Genomic DNA, 24,083 nt, shown 5'->3' with positions numbered 1-24,083 from the left:
TTAATGTTCACTATCTTTGTCAATGAGACAAGCGCTTTGTAATACTCTGTTACATATAACTATGGCAGGGGAATAAACCGATGTTACAAATGTTATGCAGTATTAACGTTTATGTTTTTGCTGTTTCCCGATTTTTTATTTTGATTAAAAGCTGAGCGTATTTTATTTAGTGATATATTCTGCTATTTGCTTAATGAATGGTTCATCAGTTTGCCATGGAGTAAATGACCCGTTAATTATTGTGCATATAAAGACATTTCCATAATTATCCAAAATGGAGTGAATTGTTATGCAATCGCAACACCTGTACTTGATAATGAAGTGTGATCTATTTAGCAAAATTAGGTGAATTTTTGTCTTGCAAAGCACAACAAGATAAAAAATAGGTTAAATCTTATTTTTTATCGGATTCATGTTGCTGAAGGTCAGAGAAAGACTCGAAACATTGTGGCAATTTTTACCCGGTACCCGCTCGTCTCCTGTTTAGCTGAGTTATAGCGGCCTGCTTTGTCAGCCAGCCAATCTGGTCAACACGTTGGAAAAATCTGGAGCCTGAATTGGGGGGGATCTTTGATTAAGCAGAGAAATAATTTCGCAGGATTGATCACTGAAGGTGAGCGGATACGGGGGTGGAACAGTGCGCGAGTTTCTGTTTGTTTAGTGTACTGTAAAAACTCGGCCATCAGGCTGGGGAGAGACTCCCTTGTATGTCAACAAAGGTTCCAATAGGAGAGTGAATCTCTTAAACAGAGTTTGCACAACACTTTACTTACGCGTCGCGGCGGTGCCACCATCCCATCGCGTGAGAAATGATAAATCCGCTGCGATGACCACAGCGGATTCGAATAATCTTTGGTTAACCGTTAAGGCGCTGCTGAACATCTGACGATGCTTAGCACACGTGAAAGATTATTTCAATTCCAGTTCATTCATGGCTGCAATGCTGAAGCCGCCGTCAACATGCAGGATTTCACCGGAAACACCCGCAGCCAGATCGGAGCACAGGAAGGCTGCGGAGTTACCGACGTCTTCAGTGGTCACGGTACGGCGAATTGGGGTAACGGCTTCACAGTGTGCCAGCATTTTACGGAAATCTTTGATACCAGAAGCGGCCAGAGTCCGGATTGGACCGGCAGATATCCCGTTAACACGCACACCTTCTGGACCCATCGCGTTCGCCATGTAGCGCACGTTGGCTTCCAGAGAGGCTTTAGCCAGACCCATAACGTTGTAGTTAGGGATCGCACGTTCTGCACCCAAGTAAGACAGCGTCAGCAGGGCAGAATTAGGGTTCAACATTGAACGGCAGACTTTAGCCATGGCAACAAAGCTATAAGAGCTGATGTCGTGGGCGATATTGAAGCCTTCACGGGTCACCGCATTGACGTAATCACCATCTAACTGGTCAGCCGGGGCAAAACCAATTGAGTGAACGAAACCATCAAACTTCGGCCAGGTTTTTCCCAGTTCAGCAAACATGGCCTCGATGCTGGCATCTTCAGCCACATCGCAAGGCAGAATCAGGTTGGAACCCAACTCGGCCGCAAAGCCTTCAACGCGGGATTTTAATTTTTCGTTCTGATAGGTGAAAGCCAGTTCAGCCCCTTCACGATGCATTGCTTGTGCAATACCGTAGGCAATAGACAGTTTGCTGGCTACGCCAGTAATCAGAATGCGTTTGCCGGTTAGAAAACCCATAGCAGTAATCCTTGTGGTCATTGTTGCGTGCTTACGCGGGTGGCGACGATTAAAACATTCGTTAAAACATCGATTGATACCAGCGCGCGTTTTGCGTTAATAAACCGGGCGATTCTAGCACGCCCGGACAGAATATGGTGCTTTTCCACTGCTCCGAGCAGTAGGTTTGGCTAAAAACGTCCACCGTCTCGCCGCCATGCGTCGGCGGTAAGCGCTTCGCCAAAATGACTGGCGATCAGCCGCTTGGTTAAATCGTGCAGTGGAGCCGCTAACACTTCAGCCGTGCTACCACGTTCAACGACTTGACCTTCATGCATCACGATAACCTGATCGCTAATATGCTTCATCATCCCCAAATGCTGGGTAACGTAAATATACGCGATGCCATGTTTGTCCTGTAATTCCAGCATCAGATTGATAATTTGTGAGCGCATTGACATATCCAACGATGCCAGGGCTTCATCGGCAACAATCACTTTCGGCTGTAAAATGAGGGCGCGAGCCAAGGCGATACGCTGTTTTTGCCCAGAGGCAAGCATATGAGGGTAATAATTGGCGTGATCGGGTAACAACCCAACCTGGCGTAATGTCTGATAAATACGATGCTCGCGCGCATTGGCATCGAGATCGGTATTGAGTTTCAGTGGAGCATCCAATAATTGCCCGATACGTTGGCGCGGATTAAGTGAGGTGCTGGGATCCTGAAATATCATGCGAATCCGCTGACTACGATAGGCATAGTCACCATAGGTTAAACGGTGATTATCGATCAGTAATTCACCTTCAGTCGGTTCAACCATTCCTGACAACATTTTTGCTAGCGTCGATTTTCCCGAGCCATTCTCGCCAATAACGGCCAGCGTTTGGCCTTCCCGCAGGGTAAAACTGACGGATTTCACGGCTTCAACGTGTTGGCGGCGAAATAGGCCGGTACGATAACGAAAGGTTTTACTCAGGTTATGCACTTCAAGCAATGTTTCTGGCATTACTGTTCCTCCAGATTCAGCGGGAAGTGGCAAGCATAGGCATGGGTTTTGGTGATTCGTAGGCGCGGCGTTTCAATGCAGGTTTTCTGTGCATAAGGGCAGCGAGGCCCCAGACGGCAACCTACCGGCAGGTGTTCCAGTGATGGAATCGCCCCCGGTAAAGTGTTCAGGCGACTTTTATGGGGCAGGGAGCGACCAAAATCCGGCATGGCACGAATCAACGCTTGAGTATAAGGATGATGGGGTGTGGTCAGCAGTTCTTCACACACCGCGCTTTCTACCGTTTGACCGCAATACAATACATTAACCCGATCGGCCCATTTACTCATCATTTGTAAATCATGGCTGATCAACAAAATTGTGGTGTTATTGTTTTGGTTCAATCGTGCCAATAGGCGAAAAATTTGCGCCTGGGTAGTCGGTTCCATCGCGTTGGTGGGTTCATCGGCAATCAGCAGGCGTGGCTGATTGGCTAATGCGATGGCAATCATCACTTTCTGACACTCACCTTCGGTCAGCTCATAGGGATAGCTACCCATAATATCTTTATGGTCTTTGATGCCGACTCGGTGTAATAGCTCGATCGCTCGCCGTTTACGCCAGTGGAAACGCTGCCACCAGCGCCCTTTATAGGTCCAGCCTGGAATGGACTGAACTAGTTGTTTCCCAATGCTTTCCGAAGGATCCAGGCACGACTGGGGTTCCTGAAATATCATTGAGATATTGTGGCCAATCACTTTACGTCTCTGGCGTGGGGTTAGTTGTAGTAGATCGATATCATCGAAACGGAAACGGTCAGCAGTAATCCGCCAGTTGTCTTTACTCACACCACAGATAGCTTTGGCAATCAAACTCTTGCCAGAACCGGATTCACCGACCAACCCGCGCACTTCACCTTCTGTCAGGGTCATACTGACGCGGTCCACGGCTTTCACCAGACCTTCGGCAGTCATAAATTCAATAGTGAGATTGCGGATATCTAATAGTGGCATTATTCCACTCCCTCAATAATCGCCCGACGCATACCGTCCCCCAACAGATTGACCAATAGCACGCTAACCAGAATAGCCGATCCCGGTAACATCACGGTCCAAGGGGCGACATACACCAAATCCAGCGAATCCCCCAACATGGCACCCCATTCGGGGGACGGCAGTTGTGCGCCGAGATCGAGAAAACCCAGAGCGGCAATATCCAGAATTGCCATGGACAATGCGCGGGTGAACTCAGTCACCAGCACTGCTGCAATATTTGGCAAAATGGCATAAACCAGAATATGCAGCGTTGAGGCACCGTCCAGACGCGCCGCCACCACATACTCTTTATCCAGTTCATCATGTACTGCGCTATAAATGGTACGCACCATGCGCGGTAGTAACGCCAGCCACACCGCAAACATGGCGTGTTGCAGACTGGGGCCGACAAAAGCCACGACAATGATGGCCAATAATAATGACGGAATAGACAGTAAGGTATCTAAAATATGATTCAGAATGGCCGAACGTAAACCGTGGGTAATTCCGGCAAATACGCCAAGCACCAACCCACATAAAGCGGCAACAACGGTAACCAGCAGGGCGGAACCGAAGGTTGACGCCGTGCCGGTCAATAAACGGCTGAGGATATCACGCCCCAGATCATCAGTGCCGAGAAAGAAGGAGACATTGCCGTAGCGCGACCAAGATGGTGGCAACAGTTGGTAGCCGAGAAATTGCTGATCCAACGCATAGGGTGCCAGCATATTGCCAAACAGACACAACAGTATCAGGGCGATAACCCCATAAAAGCCGGTCATGGCTAAGGCATCTGAGTAAAAAATTCGCCAGGTATACAGCAGTGGACTTGGCATTTTCTTTTCACGATAGACATTATCGAAGGGCATACCATTCCTTATGCTTTAGCGGGCTCATCATCGCGCCCAATATATCCGACAATACGTTAATGACGATCACCAGTGTACCGACCACCATGACACCGGCAGAAATCGCGGCGTAGTCCTGTTGGCGTATGGCATTAATCAACCAGCGGCCCAGACCCGGCCAGCTGAATACCACTTCGGTAATCATCGCCAGCGTCAACATGGTGGAGAATTGCAAGCCCAGTTTGGGAATAATGGGTGGCAGCGCATTATGTAGAACGTGGCGGCGAATAATCATCAAACGTGACAGACCACGGGTGGCCGCAGCCTTAATATAATTCTGACTGATCACATCATCAGTACTGATGCGCATCAGGCGGATGACTTCGGTGGTTGGAGCCACGGCCAGTGCTGTAATCGGTAATATCATATGCTGCAACGCGCTAATAATCATTTCATGGCGATAAGGTGAATCTGACAGCCAGGCATCCACCAGCGCCAGCCCGGTAATGGGTTTGACCTGATAAAGTAGGTCGAAACGCCCGGAAACTGGCAACCAGCCAAGGTGTAGCGAAAAGAACAGCATCAACAGTAGTGCCAGCCAGAAGACCGGGATGGAGAAACCGAGTAATGCCAGAGTACTGATAGCGATATCAGGCCATTTGCCCCGCATCACTCCAGCGATAATCCCCAGAGGAATTCCGACGACTAAAGCCATACTGAATGCCAGAACGCACAGTTCCATGGTGGCGGGGAATGCTTCCCGTAGTTGTTCGCTAATGGGCTGGCCGTTAATGCTGGAAACGCCAAAATCCCATTGCATCAGGCTATTAAGATAGAAACGATAGGCGTCAAATAGCGCGGCACCACTTAACGGACCATGGGGCGTGAAATAACTTAGGCTAAAACTGACCAATGACAGCATAACCAGCGTGATAAGCAGTAATAGCAGGCGGCGCAGCGTAAAGATGATCATGGTTTTTTACCTTCATCGTTTTCACGGAAGACTCCGGCAAAGGAGGCGTTGCCGAAGGGACTGAGCACCAAGCCTTTAATATCGTAGCGGTAGGCCTGCAAGCGCAAAGAAGACGCTAACGGTAGCAAGGGGAGTTGTTGTTCCAAAATACGCTGTGCTTGTTGGTAGTATTCAATGCGTTCCGAAAGCTGTTGGGAACGTAGCGCTCTTTGCAATAGGGCATCAAACGCCGGGTCACACCAGTGAGCATAGTTGGTTTGAGAGCGGATGGCTGCGCAGCTCAATAACGGCCGGAAGAAACTGTCGGGGTCATTGCTGTCGGTGGACCAGCCAGTCAGCGTCAAATCATGATTCATCTCCATCAAACGAGCCTCCTGAAAGCGCCCCTCGACTGGCACAATATTCACGGTAATACCGACCTGTGCCAAATCCGCCTGAATCAATTCGGCTGTCTTTAATGGACTCGGGTTGTAAGATTGCGAGGCTGTGGGTACCCACAGATTGAGTTGCAACTGGGTAAGCCCAAGATTTCTGAGAATTTCTTTTGCTTTAGCCGGATTGTACTCAGAAACCTGCGCCTGATTATCATAAGCCCATGATGCACGAGGGAGAATCGAGGCCGCAGTTTCTGCCGTGCCATAATAAATAGATTGCATCAATCGCTGGTTATTAATCGATAACGCAACGGCCTGACGGACGCGTTCGTCGTTAAACGGCGGTTTACGGGTATTGAAGGCCAGATAGGCGACGTTCATACCTGGTCGCAGCGTTAGCCGCAAACGTGGGTCGTCGCGTAAAATCGATAGCTGACTCGCCGCTGGGTAGGCCAGTACGTCACATTCCCCGGTAAGCAGCTTGGACAAGCGACCAGTACCACCAGCGCCGAGATCGATGACCACCTGCGGCATGCGTGGTAAACCTTTCCAGTAATCGCTGTTACGCGAAAGACGGATGTATTGCCCAGAACGATACTCATTAAGCATAAATGGGCCGGTACCCACGGGTTCACGGTCAATTTGCTGCTGCTTGCCCGTCGCCGTGAGTTTATCGGCGTATTCAGCGGAAAGCACCGGCGCATAATGGGTTGCCATATGCCAGAGGAAAGAGGCATCGGGTGCTTTCAACCGGAATTCAACGGTGTAGTCGTCCAGTTTTTTGACGCTTTGTACCGCATCGGCAAATTGCAGGCTGTCAAAGTAGGGATAATCCCCACCATTGACATTGTGGTAGGGATGTTTTTGATCAAAAACTCGTTGAAAACTGAAGATAACATCGTCAGCGTTCATCATGCGCGTCGGTGTAAACCATCCAGTGGTCTGGAAAGGGACATCCTTGCGCAGTTGGAAACGGTAGGTTGCTCCGTTATCCAGTACCTGCCAGCTTTCAGCCAGTTCGGGCATAAGACGGTAAGTATAAGGATCAACATCCAGCAAACGATCATACAACTGTGCCGCCAGAGTATCGACGGTTAAACCGCCACTGGCCATTTGCGGATTGAATGTATTCAGTATGCCACTGACACAGTAGACAAAACCCCGCTGGCGGATATCCAACGGTGGTTTAACAGGGAGTTGTGCCAGCTGAGTTTGGGCCAGCGCCGGAGTCGCCAGGCAAATGAGTGACAGCAGCCAGATAAGTGAATCACGCATAAAACGCTTCAGCAGTAAGTAAGCCATGGGTTTAGTGTACCGTAATCTGGGTATCCCCCCAATCCATTGAGCAAAACATCTGTGCTATATGCGCGTCATTGCTGAAATTATGTGCGTTAGTTGAAGAGATCGCCTGAAAAATGCGCAGGCCTACGCAGAATTAACGCCATTGATACTTTATAACAGATTTACCCAGTCGCCTTGATTGGGCGAAAACAGCTTACGCACTGCAGAAAAAATGGGAGTATGGAGGATTAAGGCACTCACCTAAGATCAGCAAATAATGCAAGTCTATTAATAGATAGTCACGGAATTATTGGGTGAATGAGAAAAATTCTCAACAAAAGTATTTACAACTGCTACTGATAACCATTATCATTGCTTCGCTCTTCAGGAAGAGGCTAGGCAGTAAGGGGCTTCTGAACGAAAGGCACGACATTGCTCACATTGCTTCCAGTGTTTTTTTTAAGCCAGCTCGGGTGCTGGCTTTTTTTTTGTCTATAACCTGTCTTTTGTACTTAATCCCGTTAGTTATACGCTCACTTTATATTAAGCATTCGCTTTCGGCTTTCATCAAAAAATGATTTATTTCTATGTTTCCAATCCGTTGTATTCTTTATGTGAATAAACAAGACATTCGACTCCGAGATCTTATAAATAAAGGGAGTTGCAATATTATATCTGGGAGGTAATGATGCTTTTTCTTACTAGAAGATTGATTGTCTGCGTTGTATATTTATTTTTAATAAACATGAATGCTTCTCTGGCAAACCCTCCACAAACGGTGTGGCGAGTTGATACCCGGGACTTTGGTGAAGTATTTCGCTACGGGTTCAGTTCGCTGGGGAATAATGATTCGGTATTGGAACATCTTAGCGGTAGCAGTTGTCGTTCCACCGATAGTGCCGACGGGGATACAGCATTTATATCTACGACCTCCAGTTATGAGTTTGCGCTGAATTATGCGGAGCGAGTTCTTCGGCGAATTAATGAATCTGGGATTGCGGATACAACAGTCTATATTTATCAAATTCGTGCCACGGATAATATGTATAGTGCGGAGCAATCACTTGAGCATCTACTACATGGTAACGTGTCTGAGAATAATGATGAAGCCCGGCGAATCCTACGTTTCGCACCTTATTTGTCCGAATGGATGACTCACCGTAGAATAGCGGCTGAACAGATTGAGTTTGCTACACCTGTACATTTCGTTCGCGGTGGTATCCGTAATGATGGTCACATACCCAACAGCCGGTTTGTTCGTAAGAATACGCAAGGAAATCCAGGTCCTTACCGTAATGTATTACGTGAGCATCCGTACTACCGTGCCGCGCAAACCTGGATGTTAAGAGCTGGCGTAGGGCCCATGATCAGTGCCTGTTTTGGCATTAACAATCCGCGTCGTGTCACCAGTAATGAGTTATATCCCGCCGGGCGTTCCGGGCGCAGTATCGCGCCTTTCAGTAGCACGGGTATTCTTGATGGAATGTTTCGACTCGTTATTTTTCTGATGTAATATTTCTATCTATTCGATGAGGCATACATGAAAATTATCAGTTTGATACTCACGTTATTAATGAGTCAGTCGGTCGCCGCTAATAGTGGTGATTTATTGTCACAATGCAATATCGATGGTGGCAAAATGTTATATGATCGTAAAATAAAAAACTTCAACGCTTCTATTATGTGGCGACCAAACAGTAACCCAAAAAATTCAATAAATATAAATGTTGATGATTCATGGTACGGTACGCTTGCTGAAGATGGCAGTAACGGTAATTCTTCTTTGGGTTTATCCAGTTTTGCTCAGGCAGCTTATTTAATTAATATGCCGGTTAATGTCTGCGTCAAAGGTAAATATTTACGTGGAATCGAAGGCGTTTAATAATGAGTTACCGTCAGGATGTCATCTGCATCTGAAATCATCAGGTGCAGATGGATAGTGTATGATTGCTGCTCTTCTTGCGGGTTATTTTTCATCTGATTCAGAAAATAAAATCGCGTGTTTTTTTAACATTCCCCGCAACTGATGGTAAGTTAGACCTAATAATTCCGCGGCTTTGCGTTGATTAAATCGCGCTTGTGCCAGCGCCGTTTTTATCAATTTATTTTCGCTATCATATAGCCAGTGTTTTAAATCAATGGGCAGTGTGGGCATGACCGATGCCTCTGTTTCAACTGGATGCTCAAACCCTTGGCTTTGCTCTGAGCTAAAGGGATTGATAATAATATTATCCAGCGGTTACTGATTATCCCCATGACGATAGACCGAGCGTTCAACCACGTTTTTAAGTTCTCTGACATTGCCCGGCCAGTGATAACCTAAAAGCTGGTTTTTTGCCTGAGCGGTGAAGCCGGGGAATAATGCCAGACCTAATTCGCGGCACATCTGCATGGCAAAATGTTCGGCCAGTAACATGATATCTTGTTGACGGTGACGCAACGGCGGCAATTGCACCACATCAAATGCCAAACGATCGAGCAAATCGGCGCGGAATTTCCCCTCGGCGGCCAGGGCTGGCAGGTTGTCATTGGTAGCGCAGACTAATCGGACATCTACTTGTAATGGCTGACTGCCGCCGACCCGTTCAAGGTGACCGTACTCAATGACCCGCAGCAATTTCTCTTGTACTAACATCGGCGCAGTAGCCAGTTCATCGAGAAATAAGGTTCCACCATCGGCTCGTTCAAAACGGCCCAGATGGCGTTTTTGTGCGCCAGTGAAGGCACCCGCCTCGTGACCGAATAGTTCAGAATCCAACAAATTCTCGTTAAGGGCGGCGCAATTAAGGGAAATAAACGGACCCTGCCAGCGGTCAGAGAGATAATGCAAACGGTGTGCAATCAGTTCCTTACCGGTTCCGCGCTCGCCAATTACCAACACGGGTTTATTGAGTTTGGCCAATCCAGAGACTTGTTCTAGCACTTCGATAAAGGCGTTTGCTTCACCCAACAGGTTTTCAAGTTGCTCGCTCATGATGAAATTCGCCAATAATTGGTTAAAGTCATCACTTTACCTTTTGTGGCAGAATTAGCAATAAAGTATTTTTGTTTTATTTTTCATGCTGATAGCGATATTTACACCATTGGCACGACTTTTGATATATCTATAGCCTGAGCTGTATCTGTACCGGTGAGAGATGACTCACCTGGCAACCGGCGTCAAACGTCGCCAAATGATTAAGAGGATGTGAATAATGGGTATTTTTTCTCGTTTTGCCGATATCGTGAATGCCAACATTAATACACTGTTGGATAAAGCCGAAGATCCGCAAAAACTGGTGCGCCTGATGATTCAGGAAATGGAAGATACGCTGGTGGAGATTCGTTCTACTTCGGCTCGAGCGTTGGCGGAAAAGAAACAGTTACTGCGTCGCGTTGAACTGGTTGAAAGTCAGGTAGCCGAATGGCAAGAAAAAGCGGAACTGGCACTGCGTAAAGATAAAGAAGATTTGGCTCGAGCCGCATTGATTGAAAAACAAAAAGTGGCGTCATTGATCGAAACACTGAAACAGGAAGTGGTCACTGTAGATGAAACGCTGGATCGCATGAAGCAGGAAATTGGCGAGTTGGAAAGCAAACTGACAGAAACCCGAGCGCGCCAGCAGGCATTGACTCTACGCCATCAAGCCGCCGCTTCTTCTCGCGATGTACGCCGTCAGTTAGATAGCGGTAAACTTGATGAAGCTATGGCACGGTTCGAGCAGTTTGAACGTCGTATCGATCATATGGAAGCCGAAGCTGAAACTGTCAGTTTTGGCAAAAAGAAAACATTGGAACAAGAGTTTGCCGAATTGAAAACCGATGATGAAATTAGCCGTCAGTTGGCCGCCATGAAAGCCAAAATGAATGCATCACAGTGATTGGCAATAGGCTGCTGTCGTTAGAGATAGCGGCCGATAACGGCGAAAAGAAACTCGCAAACAAGAATAAATAAGGAAAAAGAATGAGTATCCTGTTTTTAGCCATCCCGCTAACCATATTCGTCCTGTTTGTTGCACCGATCTGGCTGTGGCTGCATTACAGTCATCGCCAGCAAACAGGCACGCAGCTCAGCCATCAGGAAATGCAACGTCTGGTGCAATTGACCGATGATGCCCGCCGGATGCGTGACCGGATTCAGGCATTGGAAGACATTCTGGATGCAGAACACCCGAACTGGAGGCAGTCATAATGGCGAGTCTGTTCAGTGGTAAAAAATTGTATCGGGTGCCGGAAGAAGGGATGGTGAAAGGCGTCTGCGCCGGTCTGGCGCATTATCTGGATATTCCGGTTAAATTGGTGCGAATTATTGCCGTGTTATCGCTGTTTTTCGGGCTGTTTGTGTTCACTATTGTGGCTTATGTGGTATTGACCTATATGCTGGAGCCGGCACCGTCTAACAGTTTTATAGATGACGAGCATGAAACGCCGCGCCAATTGCTGGATAAACTGAATGATGAATTAAGCCGCGGTGAGCAGCGAGTGCGGCAGATTGAGCGTTACGTTACCTCGGAAACTTTTGGCGTGCGTAGCCGGTTCCGTCAGCTATAACATGCTCGACTCGCTCCGTTCAACATAGGGGCATGACGAAAAACCCCCTGCCGGAGGGCATAAATGATGAAAAAAAATATCGCCGCTCATCGGTCAGGTACTCTATTTAGCACCTTGATAAAAGTGATTATCACTAGCGCCTTAAACTACGGGTCAGCAGGCGTGATCAGTTGGCTATTGAGAAGTGTAAGTCGTAAACCACTGCGTTGGGTATTAGCCATATTGCTGGAACCTTTGCTACGACGTGGTTTCGGCGTGGTTTTTGGCCGCTTTGCGAAGGAAAAGCATGAAACGACTGCAAAATGAGATTAGCGCTTTAGTTAACCGTGGGGTTGATCGTCACCTGCGGCTGGCGGTTACAGGTCTGAGCCGGAGCGGAAAAACCGCGTTTATTACGGCCTTGGTCAATCAACTGTTACATGTTCACAGCGGGGCTCGTTTACCGCTGTTTTCTGCTGTGCGTGACGAGCGTTTGTTGGGCGTAAAACGGGTTCCACAGCGGGATCTCGGTATTCAGCGTTTCAGATATGATGAAGGTTTGGCGGCGCTGTACGGTTCGCCGCCAAGCTGGCCAACACCGACCCGGGGCGTCAGTGAAATTCGTTTGGCGCTACGTTATCGATCCAACGATTCGGTGTTACGCCACTTTAAAGAAACCTCGACGCTATATCTGGAAATCGTCGATTATCCCGGTGAATGGCTGCTGGATTTGCCGATGCTAGAACAGGATTATCTGGAATGGTCGCGGCAGATGAGCGGTTTGTTACAGGGTAACAGAGCTGAATGGGCTAAACCGTGGTTAGCGCTATGTAAACATTGTGATCCGCTGGCTCCGGCAGACGAAAGTCAGTTGGCGGCTATTTCTCAGGCCTATACCGATTACTTGCTGCGATGCAAAGCAGAAGGGCTGCATTTTATACAACCGGGTCGCTTTGTTTTGCCAGGCGATATGGCCGGTGCGCCAGCGTTGCAGTTTTTCCCATGGCCGGACATCACTGGCGTGGGTGAATCACGTTTGGCGCAGGCCGATAAACACAGCAATATTGCTATGCTGCGAGCTAGATTTAATTATTACTGCCAGTCGATCGTGAAAGGATTCTATAAAGAACACTTTGTTCGTTTTGATCGGCAAATCGTGTTGGTAGATTGCCTGCAACCGTTGAATAGCGGCCCACAGGCGTTCAATGATATGCGTTTGGCACTGACCCAACTGATGCAAAGTTTTCATTATGGTAAACGCACTCTGTTTCGCCGATTATTCTCTCCATGTATTGATAAGTTGATGTTTGCCGCAACCAAAGCCGATCATGTTACCGCCGATCAGCATGCCAATTTGGTGTCGCTGTTACAGCAACTGGTGCAGGAAGCCTGGCAAAATGCGGCTTTTGAAGGCATTAGTATGGATTGTGTTGGGCTGGCCTCGGTGCAAGCAACCGAGAGTGGGATAGTCGATCATCACGGTCAGCGTATTCCGGCGCTGAAAGGGCATCGTCTTGAAGATGGCGCGCCCTTGACCGTGTTCCCTGGCGATGTACCGGCACGTTTGCCCGGTCCTGCATTTTGGCAGCAACAGGGTTTTCATTTTGATCAATTCCGTCCGCAGGCAGTACATATTGACAGTCCGTTGCCTCATATTCGTCTGGATGCGGCCATGGAGTTTCTATTGGGAGATAAGTTGCGATGAGTGAGTCATTGAAACCACGGATAGATTTTCAAAAGCCATTGCAGCCGATTGAAGAACCAACGCTAAAAGCCGCGCAGACTTTTAGTGGATCCGCGGCGGAGCATTTTCTACCGGTTGACCCTGTGCAGGAAGCTGATGATATAGAAGGGCGTGCCGAAGGCATGATCAATGCGGCACTCAAACCGAAACGCAGCCTATGGCGTAAAATGGTCATCGCTGGTTTTATGTTATTTGGCGTTAGCGTGGTGGCGCAATCGGTACAGTGGGTTAATCAGGCATGGCAACAACAGGACTGGATTGCGTTGGGCAGCACGGTGGCTGGCGGTTTGATCGTGTTTGCCGGTGTCGGATCGGTTGTCACCGAATGGCGACGCCTGTATCGCCTGCGTCAGCGTGCTGAAGAGCGTGATGTGGCGCGCGAATTATTAGTTAGCCACGGTTTGGGGCAAGGGCGAGATTTTTGTGAAAAACTGGCTCGACAGGCAGGTTTGGATCACGGACATCCGGCCTTACAGCGTTGGCAGGCTTCATTACATGAAACCCATAATGACCGTGAAGTCGTTGAGCTGTATGCCAAATTGGTTCAGCCAGCCTTGGATAATCAGGCACGGGCGGAAATCAGTCGCTATGCCGCAGAGTCAGCGTTAATGATCGCTGTCAGTCCGTTAGCATTGGTGGATATGGCCTTTATTGCTTGGCGTAATATTCGCCTGATTAATCGAATCGCTGCATTGTATGGCATTGAGCTGGGATATTTCAGCCGCTTGCGGCTGTTCCGTTTGGTATTACTGAATATTGCCTTTGCCGGTGCATCCGAATTGGTGCGAGAGGTGGGAATGGACTGGCTGTCGCAGGATCTGGCCGCGCGGTTGTCGGCGCGTGCCGCTCAGGGGATCGGTGCAGGTTTGTTGACTGCGCGGTTAGGGATTAAAGCAATGGAGTTGTGCCGCCCATTACCGTGGCTGAGTGATGATAAACCAAAACTTGGCGATTTTCGCCGTCAGTTGGTTGCTCAATTGAAAAGCACGCTACCGAAGAAGGATAATATGAACTGAGTCTTACTTTAGACGAGGATCAAAACTGAACGTCAGTGGATTGATGCTTTTCAGGCACGAGGCGAAATCGCGGTGTTTAGGATTCACCAGCATATTTCTTTCCAAAGGGACTAACGTGGATGGTACCAGCAGACCGACAGATGATACTGAACCAATCCATTCGGTGCCGATGTCCATGGTGGCCACGGGGGTGGGGTCATCTCGCCATCCACGTGGCCAATCTTGCTGTTGCAGTACCATAATTGCATTATCGGGAATGGTTATCTGAAATAGATTAAAATCGTTCAGCGTCGCGCTATCTTCTACATGCACCAGTGTTTCGAGCATCGCCAGAGAAACGCTACTGGCCAGATAAATCGCCGCATGGCCTTTATGATTCCAGCGGCCACCATAGGTTTCTGCGCCATATCCGGTCCAGGCCGTTGCCAGGTAACGGTTGTGAACTATCCGGTAGAGCATCACAAATGACATCCTGTCACGAAAAGACCCCATGTTCGAGACGACCAATCAGGTCGCAGATTTCCAACGCACCGGTTTCGGTTTCCAGCAGTGAATCGGGCGTTCGATTACCCAGCCCTTTGACCGGCATCGACATCCATGCGGTTGCTTTGGTGCGGTCACCACCGAACAAATCTACCGCCGCATCCATAACCCGGACAAACCGTGCAATACGTTCGCTTTCTTCCGGGGTAAAACGCCCATCATGGGTACGACGGCGCGTCAGACTGCGGCTCGGAATGCCCGTAGCGCGTAATATTTCAGATTTAGGCATATCAGCCCATAAATGTATAGTGTCGATCACATCCACAGTAAATCCCAGTTTTATGCTGTCCACCAAAGCGGTGCCACGACTGGCGGGTAGACCAATCTCACGCCATAGTGCGCTGACTTTGGCCATCGGGCTTGGGTGATAAGTTCTCATGGGACCTCCTCGGTCATCTGGCTACCTTCACTATAGCCAATTGGCGTATTGATTGCAAAGTGTCACCTATGCTTGACGAAGATTGAGCGGCTATCAATATATTACAATCATCTGAATAATTGCCTTTTAGGGTAATATCTCCCCGAGAATCCGAGTAAATAGCGGAGATGATACCTTTTAAGCACATTGTAAAAAGATAAATACGCGAAAAAAGCCGATTCCTGTCAACTTTTACTGACAGATTACTTCATCAGTGTCGAGGGACAGGGTATGATCACTTTCTGTCATCCCGCACAGCAAAGATAAGGTTAATACTGATGCGTTTGGAAGTGTTTTGCGAAGACCGGATAGGTCTTACCAGAGAGTTGCTTGATCTCCTGGTGTTACGCGGCATTGATTTACGGGGGATTGAAATTGATCCTATCGGCCGTATTTACCTGAATTTCACTCATGTAGATTTCACCGTTTTCCAAGCGCTGATGGCAGAAATTCGGCGTATCACTGGCGTCATTGATGTACGCACCGTTTCCTTTATGCCTTCGGAGCGAGAGCATCGGGCGTTGCGCGCGTTGCTTGAATCAATGCCGGAGCCGGTATTTTCGATTGATCTCAAAGGGAATATTGAACTCTCTAATCCGTCAGCCCGTCAGCTTTTTTCCCTCAACGAAGATAAGATCCGCACTAAAAATCTGGGGACATTAATCGGCGGGCATCATTTCGGTCATGGGTTCGAAAATGAAAAGAATCTGCCGCGCACTGAACGGATATTGATACAGAGTCAGGATTATCTGATGGAGGTCACCCCGGTACAACTTGCGGATGAAAATCAGCAAAATCAGACGGTAGGCGCGGTAGTCACGCTGAAGTCAACAGCGCGTATGGGCCAGCAACTACAAACACTGTCAGTCAATGATGATAGCGAATTCAGGCAGATAGTCGCGGTGAGCAGCAAAATGCACCAAGTATTGGAGCTGGCGCGTAAGGTGGCGATGCTGGATGCCCCATTATTATTGATTGGCGATACTGGAACCGGCAAGGATTTGTTGGCCAGAGCCTGTCATCTGCGCAGCTCGCGCGGGAAAAAACCTTTCCTCGGGCTGAATTGTGCCTCATTGCCCGACGATGTGGTAGAAAGTGAACTGTTTGGCTATGCACCAGGGGCATATCCCAATGCTGTAGAAGGCAAAAAAGGCTTCTTTGAGCAGGCAAACGGCGGGTCGGTGTTGTTGGACGAGATCGGTGAAATGTCGCCACGGATGCAGATCAAACTGCTGCGTTTCCTGAATGACGGTACCTTCCGACGGGTCGGCGAAGAACACGAGGTTCATGTCGATGTGCGAGTGATCTGCGCGACACAAAAGAACCTGATTGAGTTAGTGCAACGTGGTGAATTCCGGGAAGATCTTTATTATCGTTTGAATGTATTGACCATTACGTTGCCACCATTGCGTGAGCGGCCGGCGGATATTATGCCGTTGGTTGAGCTGTTTGTTGCCCGCTTCTCGGACGAGCAGGGTATGCCGCGACCCAAGTTGTCGCCGGAACTGAATGGATTCCTGACGCGCTATGGCTGGCCGGGCAATGTGCGCCAATTGAAAAATGCCATTTATCGGGCATTAACCCAGTTGGAGGGCGGGGAGTTACGCCCGCAGGATATTGTTTTGCCTGAGTTCGAGGTGGAAATGTCATTGGGCGATGAAGTATTGGATGGTTCGCTGGATGATATCAGTAAGCGTTTTGAACGCTCAGTATTGACCCGTTTATACCGTAATTATCCGAGCACGCGAAAATTGGCCAAACGTTTGGGGGTTTCTCATACAGCGATAGCCAACAAACTGCGTGAGTATGGATTAAGCGGTAACCGCCGTCCGGCCGCGGATGAGAGTGAAGAAAGTGGGAAAGGAGAGTCAATCAATAACGGCTGACAATGTCAGCCGTTTCATTATACCAACAACACAATTATTTCAGCGCTGATAGTGCGGCATCGTAATTCGGCTCGGAGGTGATTTCATTCACCAACTCGCTGTAAATAACGTTGTTATCAACATCCAGCACGACCACGGCACGCGCTGTCAATTCGGCCAGAGGGCCCTCGGCAATTTCAACGCCATAGGCTTGTTTGAAATCACCACTACGTAAAGTAGACAGGGTGACTACGTTGCTCAGGCCTTCTGCGCCGCAGAAGCGCGACTGGGCAAATGGCAAATCGGCGGAGATACAAAGCACGACGGTGTTTTCAAGCTCGCCAGCCAATTGGTTGAATTTACGTACCGAAGTGGCACATACGCCAGTATCGATACTTGGGAAGATATTCAGAACTTTGCGTTTACCCGCAAAGTCACTTAATGAAACGGCAGAAAGATCTTTGGCAACCAAAGTGAAAACTTGAGCTTTTTCACCAGCTTGTGGCAATTTACCTGCTACGGCAACGGGGTTGCCTTGAAAATGTACGGTCTGTGTCATTTTAGATTCCTTTACAGATATGTAACACGGCTTTTAGTTTAAGGTAACAATAGGTCATTGGATATAAGAAATTGTCTAAACAATTGTATATATTAATGAGTTAGCTTGTTAATCCTTAGTTCCTGCGATCACATTGCCACGGAGCCACTATGAGAACGATGCATTTTTACCCAGAATCCTGGCCATTGCACACCGCTTTTGTCATTTCCCGTGGCAGTCGCACCGAAGCCAAAGTTGTGGTAGTGGAATTGGAAGAAAACGGTGTGTGTGGCATCGGTGAATGTACGCCTTATCCTCGTTACGGTGAAAGTGAATCTTCGGTGATGGCGCAACTGGCATGGGTGGCTAAAGTCGTTGAAGGCGGTCTTTCGCGTGACGCGTTACAAGTGTTGCTGCCTGCGGGTGCAGCCCGCAATGCGCTAGATTCTGCTTTGTGGCAGCTCGAGTGTGCCATGGCACGACAGAGCTTGTGGCAACGTAGTGAGATCGATGAACCAACAGACATTTCGATGGCTCAAACCGTCAGTATCGGCACACCAGAAGCGATGGCTTACCATGCGTGCTTATTGGCGCAGCAGGGAGCCAAGTTACTGAAAATAAAGCTGGATGATCATCTGATCGCCGAGCGGTTGGTGGCTATTCGTACCGCGGTGCCTGAGATCACATTGATTGTCGATGCTAATGAATCCTGGCAACCAGAGGGTTTGGCGGGGCGTTGTCAACTGTTGGCCGATCTCGGTGTGGCGATGTTGGAACAACCGTTACCCGCGGGTAAAGATGAAACCTTACTGAATTTTATCCATCCGTTGCCGATCTGTGCTGATGAAAGCTGCCATACCCGCGCCGATTTACCGAGGCTAGTCAACCGTTACGAAATGGTGAATATCAAACTGGATAAAAGCGGTGGTTTAACCGAGGCTTTACTGCTGGCGAAGGAAGCCCGCCAGTTAGGTTTTGATATCATGCTGGGTTGTATGCTGTGTACTTCCCGCGCCATTCGTGCGGCATTGCCGTTGGCACCCGCAGCTCGATTTATCGATCTGGATGGCCCCACCTGGCTGACCAGAGATGTCGCGGACGGGCTGAACTTCTCCTGCGGTGCAATCAATCAACTGGCCAGTTAATCACGGAAAACTAGGGTTTGGTTAGCAGAGCAACCATTCCCGCCAGATAGCATTCGCTGGCGGCATCAGCGGAAATGGGTGGGAGCTCAGCAGTAATACAAGGTAACTGAATATCGGCGCACCAACTGCCAAATGACCCTGGCGTGGCATAACCGACGCTGGTTAATAGTGGCAAGTCAAATTGTTCGGATAGCCAGTGACCGAGTGGAGAACTGTCTGGATCTTCAATACAGGCTAAGGGTTCGTGGAAAGAAACCACCCAGTTGGGCGCCAATTCCTCAATGATCTGGCATAAGGCTTTGGTTTCGGATTCTGAACCGGCTTCATTTCCCGTTGATAACAATACGTCGCGCTCGGTTGCTACACTGTTCCAGCGGTATACCGTCTCACCCGATTGCCAGTTTTTGGCAGGGAAATTACGATTAAGATCGACACCATTCGCATTGGCTCGCAATCCTAACTGACAACCATCTGGATTGACCGCCAGTATCACGTGGTGGCGCAATTGTGCAGGCGAGATACTGCGCAGCGCGCAGGACAGCGTAATCACAGCGGCGGTTTCATCACCATGGGTGCCAGCGATAATCAGCCCGGTGTCTGCGCCTGGAGATTGAGCGGGAAAATAGAGGAGCGGCGCACCTAAGAATGAACTGCCGTATAATTTTCCAAGTGGCGGTAAATGACCGCGCTGTGGGCGAGGGCGAAGCTGTGTCATGGTGGCTCTTTTCCGTGTAACGTTTCTATAGTGAGACTTTGACGAAACTAGCACTTAACGCGACCTGATACAAATGGCGCACCGGGCTAATCCTGCCATTGGGTGATCAACATGGCTGAGCGTTTGGCACATTAATCATCGTGATGCTTTTCGCCATAATATTGTGCCAGCTCGCTATTAGCTATTGAAATATAATAATTAATAGATTTGAAAATAACGATCGGTTAAGTTTATTAAGTCTATAGCCAGCCTGACAGGTTCCCTTCATCGAGTTGGCAGGTGGATGGCCGGTCATAACCCATAAATTGTGGCCTATTCATAGCATGGAAAAACAACGATAAGGTTACCAATTATGCAATATTTTCGTTATGCATTATGTGCAGCCGTGGTCGCGGCATCCCTTGGCGTAGCCAATGCTGCAGATGTGCCGCTGGGCACGCCATTAGCGGATAAACAGGAAATTGTTCGGCATATTAAAGACGAACCGGCTTCACTTGACCCGATTAAAGCGGTTGGCCTGCCGGAAGCCCAAGTGGCACGGGATCTGTTTGAAGGACTGGTTAATCAAGACGCTAACGGTAAAGTGATCCCTGGCGTCGCAGAGAAGTGGCAAAGTGCCGATAACCAGACCTGGTTGTTTACTTTGCGTAAAAATGCTCGCTGGTCAAATGGCGATCCGGTCACGGCGCAGGATTTTGTGTATAGCTGGCAGCGTTTGGTTGATCCGAATAATTTATCGCCGTTTGCCTGGTTTGCCCAACTGGCCGGATTAAATAATGCCGAATCAATCATCGCCGGTAAACGGCCAACCGACCAATTAGGTGTCACGGCAGTCGATAATTACACCCTCAAAATTCAATTGAGTAAACCGGTGCCTTATTTTGCCAGCTTATTGGCTAATTTCAGCCTTTTCCCAGTCCATAAAGCGACAGTGGAAAAGTATGGTAATGATTGGACTAAAGTCGGTAATTTAGTGGGAAACGGTGCGTTTAAATTACAAGAACGTGTCGTTAACGAAAAACTGGTGTTGGTACCGAACCCCAACTATTGGGATCACGCCCACACGGTATTGACCAAAGTCACCTTTATTCCGATTAATCAGGAATCTAATGCGACCAAACGCTATCAGGCTGGTGATATCGATATTACTGAATCTTTCCCCAAAAATAGGTATCAGAAGCTATTAAAGGATATTCCCGATCAGGTTTATACCCCAGATCAATTGGGAACCTATTATTACGCCTTTAATACCCAACGTGCGCCAACCAATGATGTGCGGGTTCGTCAGGCCTTGTCTTATGCCATCGACCGTAAAATCATTGCAGAGAAAGTATTGGGTACGGGTGAGAAACCGGCTTATCACTTTACGCCGGATGTCACCGCAGGCTACCAGCCAACGCCTAATTTCCTGCAACAACACGATCAGGATGAATTGGATGCACAGGCTAAAGCCATGATGCAAGCGGCGGGCTATGGGCCAAACAATCCGTTAAAATTGTCTTTATTATATAACACCTCGGAAAACCACCAGAAACTGGCGATTGCGGTGGCGTCAATGTGGAAGAAAAAACTGGGTGTAGACGTTAAGCTGGTTAATCAGGAATGGAAAACCTATATCGATAGTCGTAATACCGGTAATTTTGATGTAGTGCGGGCTTCTTGGGTTGGTGATTATAATGAACCTTCAACTTTCCTATCGCTATTAACCTCAAGCCACAGCGGCAATATTGCCAAATTCCATAATGCCGATTACGACAAACTGATGGCTGACACCAGCAAACAGACTCATGCTAAAGCGTTGAATGCAGATTATAACAAAGCGGAACAGATTATTGCCGAACAGGCACCGATTGCGCCTATTTATCAATATACCAATGGCCGCTTAATTAAACCTTGGGTGAAAGGTTATCCGATCAGTAATCCGGAAGACGTGGCATATAGCCAGACGATGTATATTATCCAACATTAAATCGGTTATGACAGGGCTGAAAAATCCAGCTCTGTCGCTTATTTCGCTCCGGATCATCGGGGCGCTGATTAAAATGCCAAGTACTGAATACCGGTGATTAAATGAGGATGCTGTCGTGGAAGAGGTCGTAGGGACAATGCTTCAGATTTCTGATGCGGTTTACGCGTATCAACTTGATGGGAAAGGGGGCGTAACGCCGATTGCCGTTGATGCTGTCGCCACATCACAGCAGCCATGCTGGTTACATCTGGATTACACCCGGCAGGAAAGCATCGAATGGCTGCGTAATACGCCGATATTGCCTGATGTGGTGAGGGCCGGTTTAGCGGGTGACAGCCTACGACCCAAAGTGATCCGTTTAGGTGACGGCACGATGATTACGCTGCGGGGCATCAACTTTAATGCCGATGCACGTCCGGATCAGTTGGTGACGATTCGGGTTTATATGACCGATAAGCTGATTGTGTCTACGCGCCATCGCCGGGTTTACTCTATTGATGATGTACTCAATGATTTGCAAAGCGGCACCGGCCCTACGGATAGCGGTAGTTGGCTGGTAGAAATCGCTGATGGTTTAACCGACCACACTAGCGAATTCATCGAAGAGTTGCATGATAAGATCATTGATCTGGAAGACAATTTACTGGAACAACAAGTTCCGCCCCGTGGACAAATGGCTCTACTGCGTAAGCAACTTATTGTCTTACGTCGTTATATGGCACCCCAGCGGGACGTGTTTTCCCGCTTGGCCAGTGAACGATTGCCGTGGATGCATGATGATGATCGGCGGCGGATGCAGGAAATCTCCGAGCGACTGGGGCGAGGGCTGGAGGACTTGGATTCCAGTATTGCCCGCACGGCGGTATTGGCGGATGAAATCAGCTCGTTGATGGCTGACGCGATGAACCGACGAACATACACTATGTCGCTATTGGCGATGGTTTTCTTGCCAACCACCTTTTTAACTGGCCTGTTTGGTGTCAACCTTGGCGGGATCCCCGGCAATGAAGCGCGCTTCGGTTTTGCGCTCTTTTGCATAATGTTAGTCGGTCTGGTGTTAGGTGTTGCTTGGGCGTTAAAACGCAGTAAGTGGTTGTAAGTCAGTGAGATGGAGATAGTTAAATAAGTAGGTAATAAGCGTGCTAATGACGCCAATATTGAGCCATATCAACGTTTGCACTAACCGGCTCAGGCATTATCTCTCTCGCAGGTGAATGCAACGTCAAGCGATGGGCGTTGTGCTCCATATTTGTAAGATTTTTAATTTTGAATTACTGCATAGCACATTAATTGTTACGATGCCGGTGTTGAATAGACACCGGCATTTTTTTATCCATCAAACGACCCGCCGATAAAAAATTCCTGTTTTCCAGCATAGCGATGCATTAACTGATTTCTTTTCCACCACGAGGGCTGGATGAAAGCAGGGATGAACGCATTTCCACCATCAAGAAAAACCCGTATAATCCGACGCCTTATATGACTCCAATTCGGGCATCAGTAGTCGGTGCTATCGACAGTATGAAAATAGACATGAATCAAACTGATACAAGAAAAGAATCCCTTGAGTTCAACAAACTCCAAAAGCGCCTAAGAAGAAATGTTGGTAATGCCATTATCGATTACAGCATGATTGAAGAAAATGATGTGGTCATGGCATGTATGAGTGGCGGTAAAGATTCATTCGCTATGTTAGACATCCTATTGGGTCTCAAGAAGGTTGCACCGATTAAATTCGAGGTGGTCGCGGTCAATCTTGATCAGAAACAGCCGGGTTTCCCTGAGCATATCTTGCCCGAATATTTCGAGAGTCTGAACATTCCTTACTATATCGTAGACAAGGATACTTACTCGGTAGTGAAGGAAAAAATTCCGGCAGGCAAAACCACCTGTGGGCTATGCTCCCGACTTCGTCGCGGTACGCTGTACTCTTTTGCCGAAAAAATTGGCGCGACCAAGATTGCGTTAGGTCATCACCTTGATGATATCGTTGAGACGCTGTTCCTCAATATATTTCATGGTGCGCGCTTGAAGGCAATGCCACCCAAATTGCGCTCTGATGATGGTCGCAATGTTGTTATCAGACCACTGGCGTACTGCAGAGAAAAAGATCTGATTGAATATGCGGAACATAAAGATTTCCCGATCATTCCTTGCAATCTTTGTGGTTCGCAGGAGAATTTGCAACGTCAGGCGATCAAGTCAATGCTCATTGAGTGGGATAAGAAAGACCCAGGCCGCGTGGAAAGCGTGTTTAAATCTATTCAGAACGTCAGCCCGAGCCAATTGGCTGACAGAAATCTTTTCGATTTCAATAATCTTCCCTTAAAACGTGAAGGTGACAGGGAAGAATACCTGTTTGCCGAAGCAACAGTTTCTGCTACCAACATTGATAAGTCGATGTATATCGATGTCACTAATCTCTAGTTTTTAGTACCAAAAAGATAA

The 24,083-nt window shown here is 48.2% G+C and carries 23 protein-coding genes and 1 pseudogene; 13 read left to right on the top strand and 11 right to left on the bottom strand.

Features of this window, described 5'->3' with window-relative positions; genetic code table 11:
• Positions 1-909: 909 nt before the first annotated feature.
• From fabI to sapA, 6 genes are all read right to left on the bottom strand, one after another.
• Positions 910-1,698, bottom strand: coding sequence for an enoyl-ACP reductase FabI (gene fabI / locus DJ39_RS11820; RefSeq protein WP_004717578.1), 789 nt, complete (start codon positions 1,696-1,698; stop codon positions 910-912).
• Positions 1,699-1,868: 170 nt separating this feature from the next.
• Positions 1,869-2,684 (bottom strand): putrescine export ABC transporter ATP-binding protein SapF, encoded by an 816-nt coding sequence (sapF, locus tag DJ39_RS11815; protein ID WP_038242648.1) that lies wholly within the window; start codon positions 2,682-2,684, stop codon positions 1,869-1,871.
• Positions 2,684-3,676, bottom strand: a complete 993-nt coding sequence (sapD, locus tag DJ39_RS11810) for a putrescine export ABC transporter ATP-binding protein SapD (protein WP_004717576.1) — start codon at positions 3,674-3,676, stop codon at positions 2,684-2,686. The genes sapF and sapD overlap by 1 nt, the downstream gene beginning before the upstream one ends.
• Complete coding sequence (gene sapC, locus DJ39_RS11805; protein WP_038242644.1) at positions 3,676-4,566, bottom strand: putrescine export ABC transporter permease SapC; 891 nt, start codon at positions 4,564-4,566, stop codon at positions 3,676-3,678. The genes sapD and sapC overlap by 1 nt, the downstream gene beginning before the upstream one ends.
• Complete coding sequence (gene sapB / locus DJ39_RS11800) at positions 4,553-5,518, bottom strand: putrescine export ABC transporter permease SapB (RefSeq protein WP_038242642.1); 966 nt, start codon at positions 5,516-5,518, stop codon at positions 4,553-4,555. The genes sapC and sapB overlap by 14 nt, the downstream gene beginning before the upstream one ends.
• Complete coding sequence (gene sapA, locus DJ39_RS11795; RefSeq protein ID WP_038242769.1) at positions 5,515-7,167, bottom strand: ABC transporter substrate-binding protein SapA; 1,653 nt, start codon at positions 7,165-7,167, stop codon at positions 5,515-5,517. The genes sapB and sapA overlap by 4 nt, the downstream gene beginning before the upstream one ends.
• Positions 7,168-7,918: 751 nt before the next feature.
• On the opposite strand from sapA, the gene DJ39_RS11785 reads away from it, so the two are divergent.
• Both DJ39_RS11785 and ytxB read left to right on the top strand, forming a co-directional pair.
• Positions 7,919-8,686, top strand: a complete 768-nt coding sequence (locus DJ39_RS11785) for a hypothetical protein (RefSeq protein WP_049687867.1) — start codon at positions 7,919-7,921, stop codon at positions 8,684-8,686.
• A 27-nt stretch (positions 8,687-8,713) separates the two neighbouring features.
• Positions 8,714-9,055 (top strand): putative AB5 enterotoxin binding subunit YtxB, encoded by a 342-nt coding sequence (ytxB, locus tag DJ39_RS11780; protein WP_004717569.1) that lies wholly within the window; start codon positions 8,714-8,716, stop codon positions 9,053-9,055.
• Between the two features lie 84 nt (positions 9,056-9,139).
• Here the strand turns inward: ytxB and pspF are convergent.
• Positions 9,140-10,147 (bottom strand): annotated as a pseudogene (gene pspF / locus DJ39_RS11775) (phage shock protein operon transcriptional activator).
• 220 nt (positions 10,148-10,367) lie between these two features.
• Between pspF and pspA the strand changes: the two are divergent.
• The 6 genes from pspA to DJ39_RS11745 all read left to right on the top strand — a co-directional run bounded on the left by pspA (position 10,368) and on the right by DJ39_RS11745 (position 14,442).
• Positions 10,368-11,033, top strand: a complete 666-nt coding sequence (pspA, locus tag DJ39_RS11770) for a phage shock protein PspA (RefSeq protein ID WP_004717561.1) — start codon at positions 10,368-10,370, stop codon at positions 11,031-11,033.
• Positions 11,034-11,116: 83 nt separating this feature from the next.
• Positions 11,117-11,344 carry an envelope stress response membrane protein PspB gene (pspB, locus tag DJ39_RS11765; RefSeq protein WP_038242637.1) on the top strand — a complete coding sequence of 76 codons (228 nt, stop codon included), beginning with the start codon at positions 11,117-11,119 and terminating at the stop codon, positions 11,342-11,344.
• The gene (gene pspC / locus DJ39_RS11760; RefSeq protein ID WP_004717559.1) at positions 11,344-11,703 is read left to right on the top strand and encodes an envelope stress response membrane protein PspC; all 360 of its coding nucleotides are present in this window, start codon (positions 11,344-11,346) and stop codon (positions 11,701-11,703) included. Before pspB ends, pspC begins: the two co-directional genes overlap by 1 nt.
• Positions 11,704-11,766: 63 nt before the next feature.
• Complete coding sequence (gene pspD, locus DJ39_RS11755; RefSeq protein ID WP_099511574.1) at positions 11,767-12,009, top strand: phage shock protein PspD; 243 nt, start codon at positions 11,767-11,769, stop codon at positions 12,007-12,009.
• The gene (locus tag DJ39_RS11750) at positions 11,990-13,387 is read left to right on the top strand and encodes a YcjX family GTP-binding protein (protein WP_004717556.1); all 1,398 of its coding nucleotides are present in this window, start codon (positions 11,990-11,992) and stop codon (positions 13,385-13,387) included. Before pspD ends, DJ39_RS11750 begins: the two co-directional genes overlap by 20 nt.
• Entirely contained in the window at positions 13,384-14,442 is a 1,059-nt protein-coding gene (locus DJ39_RS11745) for a YcjF family protein (RefSeq protein ID WP_038242635.1), read from the top strand. Before DJ39_RS11750 ends, DJ39_RS11745 begins: the two co-directional genes overlap by 4 nt.
• Before the next feature lie 3 nt (positions 14,443-14,445).
• Here DJ39_RS11745 and DJ39_RS11740 read toward each other — a convergent pair whose 3' ends face one another.
• Together DJ39_RS11740 and DJ39_RS11735 are read right to left on the bottom strand one after the other, a co-directional pair.
• Positions 14,446-14,904, bottom strand: coding sequence for an RES family NAD+ phosphorylase (locus DJ39_RS11740; protein ID WP_038242633.1), 459 nt, complete (start codon positions 14,902-14,904; stop codon positions 14,446-14,448).
• Between the two features lie 13 nt (positions 14,905-14,917).
• On the bottom strand, positions 14,918-15,364 hold the full coding sequence (locus tag DJ39_RS11735; RefSeq protein ID WP_038242631.1) for a DUF2384 domain-containing protein: 447 nt from the start codon (positions 15,362-15,364) through the stop codon (positions 14,918-14,920).
• A gap of 317 nt (positions 15,365-15,681) precedes the next feature.
• Here DJ39_RS11735 and tyrR point away from each other — a divergent pair, with 317 nt between their 5' ends.
• Positions 15,682-17,289, top strand: a complete 1,608-nt coding sequence (gene tyrR / locus DJ39_RS11730) for a transcriptional regulator TyrR (RefSeq protein WP_038251390.1) — start codon at positions 15,682-15,684, stop codon at positions 17,287-17,289.
• Positions 17,290-17,323: 34 nt separating this feature from the next.
• On the opposite strand, the gene tpx is transcribed toward tyrR, so the two are convergent.
• Entirely contained in the window at positions 17,324-17,827 is a 504-nt protein-coding gene (gene tpx, locus DJ39_RS11725; protein WP_004717547.1) for a thiol peroxidase, read from the bottom strand.
• A gap of 149 nt (positions 17,828-17,976) precedes the next feature.
• Here tpx and ycjG point away from each other — a divergent pair, with 149 nt between their 5' ends.
• Positions 17,977-18,951 (top strand): L-Ala-D/L-Glu epimerase, encoded by a 975-nt coding sequence (gene ycjG, locus DJ39_RS11720; protein WP_038251389.1) that lies wholly within the window; start codon positions 17,977-17,979, stop codon positions 18,949-18,951.
• Between the two features lie 10 nt (positions 18,952-18,961).
• Here the strand turns inward: ycjG and mpaA are convergent, their stop codons facing one another.
• A complete protein-coding gene (gene mpaA / locus DJ39_RS11715; RefSeq protein ID WP_004717543.1) occupies positions 18,962-19,666 on the bottom strand; it encodes a murein tripeptide amidase MpaA in 705 nt (234 codons plus the stop codon).
• 352 nt (positions 19,667-20,018) lie between these two features.
• On the opposite strand from mpaA, the gene DJ39_RS11710 reads away from it, so the two are divergent.
• From DJ39_RS11710 to ttcA, 3 genes are all read left to right on the top strand, one after another.
• Entirely contained in the window at positions 20,019-21,635 is a 1,617-nt protein-coding gene (locus DJ39_RS11710) for an ABC transporter substrate-binding protein (RefSeq protein WP_004717540.1), read from the top strand.
• 115 nt (positions 21,636-21,750) lie between these two features.
• Positions 21,751-22,734 carry a zinc transporter ZntB gene (gene zntB, locus DJ39_RS11705; protein ID WP_038242627.1) on the top strand — a complete coding sequence of 328 codons (984 nt, stop codon included), beginning with the start codon at positions 21,751-21,753 and terminating at the stop codon, positions 22,732-22,734.
• Between the two features lie 434 nt (positions 22,735-23,168).
• Complete coding sequence (gene ttcA / locus DJ39_RS11700; protein WP_038242765.1) at positions 23,169-24,062, top strand: tRNA 2-thiocytidine(32) synthetase TtcA; 894 nt, start codon at positions 23,169-23,171, stop codon at positions 24,060-24,062.
• Positions 24,063-24,083 lie beyond the last annotated feature (21 nt).

The sequence above is a fragment of the Yersinia ruckeri ATCC 29473 genome (assembly GCF_000754815.1).
Lineage (GTDB): Bacteria > Pseudomonadota > Gammaproteobacteria > Enterobacterales > Enterobacteriaceae > Yersinia > Yersinia ruckeri.
This window is presented reverse-complemented; position numbering and strand designations above follow the sequence as displayed.

Excerpts from the sequence above, each read along its gene's own strand:
- fabI (WP_004717578.1), bottom strand. The coding sequence starts at position 1,698 with ATGGGTTTTCTAACCGGCAAACGCATTCTGATTACTGGCGTAGCCAGC.
- sapF (WP_038242648.1), bottom strand. The coding sequence starts at position 2,684 with ATGCCAGAAACATTGCTTGAAGTGCATAACCTGAGTAAAACCTTTCGT.
- sapD (WP_004717576.1), bottom strand. The coding sequence starts at position 3,676 with ATGCCACTATTAGATATCCGCAATCTCACTATTGAATTTATGACTGCC.
- sapC (WP_038242644.1), bottom strand. The coding sequence starts at position 4,566 with ATGCCCTTCGATAATGTCTATCGTGAAAAGAAAATGCCAAGTCCACTG.
- sapB (WP_038242642.1), bottom strand. The coding sequence starts at position 5,518 with ATGATCATCTTTACGCTGCGCCGCCTGCTATTACTGCTTATCACGCTG.
- sapA (WP_038242769.1), bottom strand. The coding sequence starts at position 7,167 with ATGCGTGATTCACTTATCTGGCTGCTGTCACTCATTTGCCTGGCGACT.
- DJ39_RS11785 (WP_049687867.1), top strand. The coding sequence starts at position 7,919 with ATGAATGCTTCTCTGGCAAACCCTCCACAAACGGTGTGGCGAGTTGAT.
- ytxB (WP_004717569.1), top strand. The coding sequence starts at position 8,714 with ATGAAAATTATCAGTTTGATACTCACGTTATTAATGAGTCAGTCGGTC.
- pspA (WP_004717561.1), top strand. The coding sequence starts at position 10,368 with ATGGGTATTTTTTCTCGTTTTGCCGATATCGTGAATGCCAACATTAAT.
- pspB (WP_038242637.1), top strand. The coding sequence starts at position 11,117 with ATGAGTATCCTGTTTTTAGCCATCCCGCTAACCATATTCGTCCTGTTT.
- pspC (WP_004717559.1), top strand. The coding sequence starts at position 11,344 with ATGGCGAGTCTGTTCAGTGGTAAAAAATTGTATCGGGTGCCGGAAGAA.
- pspD (WP_099511574.1), top strand. The coding sequence starts at position 11,767 with ATGATGAAAAAAAATATCGCCGCTCATCGGTCAGGTACTCTATTTAGC.
- DJ39_RS11750 (WP_004717556.1), top strand. The coding sequence starts at position 11,990 with ATGAAACGACTGCAAAATGAGATTAGCGCTTTAGTTAACCGTGGGGTT.
- DJ39_RS11745 (WP_038242635.1), top strand. The coding sequence starts at position 13,384 with ATGAGTGAGTCATTGAAACCACGGATAGATTTTCAAAAGCCATTGCAG.
- DJ39_RS11735 (WP_038242631.1), bottom strand. The coding sequence starts at position 15,364 with ATGAGAACTTATCACCCAAGCCCGATGGCCAAAGTCAGCGCACTATGG.
- tyrR (WP_038251390.1), top strand. The coding sequence starts at position 15,682 with ATGCGTTTGGAAGTGTTTTGCGAAGACCGGATAGGTCTTACCAGAGAG.
- tpx (WP_004717547.1), bottom strand. The coding sequence starts at position 17,827 with ATGACACAGACCGTACATTTTCAAGGCAACCCCGTTGCCGTAGCAGGT.
- ycjG (WP_038251389.1), top strand. The coding sequence starts at position 17,977 with ATGAGAACGATGCATTTTTACCCAGAATCCTGGCCATTGCACACCGCT.
- mpaA (WP_004717543.1), bottom strand. The coding sequence starts at position 19,666 with ATGACACAGCTTCGCCCTCGCCCACAGCGCGGTCATTTACCGCCACTT.
- DJ39_RS11710 (WP_004717540.1), top strand. The coding sequence starts at position 20,019 with ATGCAATATTTTCGTTATGCATTATGTGCAGCCGTGGTCGCGGCATCC.
- ttcA (WP_038242765.1), top strand. The coding sequence starts at position 23,169 with ATGAATCAAACTGATACAAGAAAAGAATCCCTTGAGTTCAACAAACTC.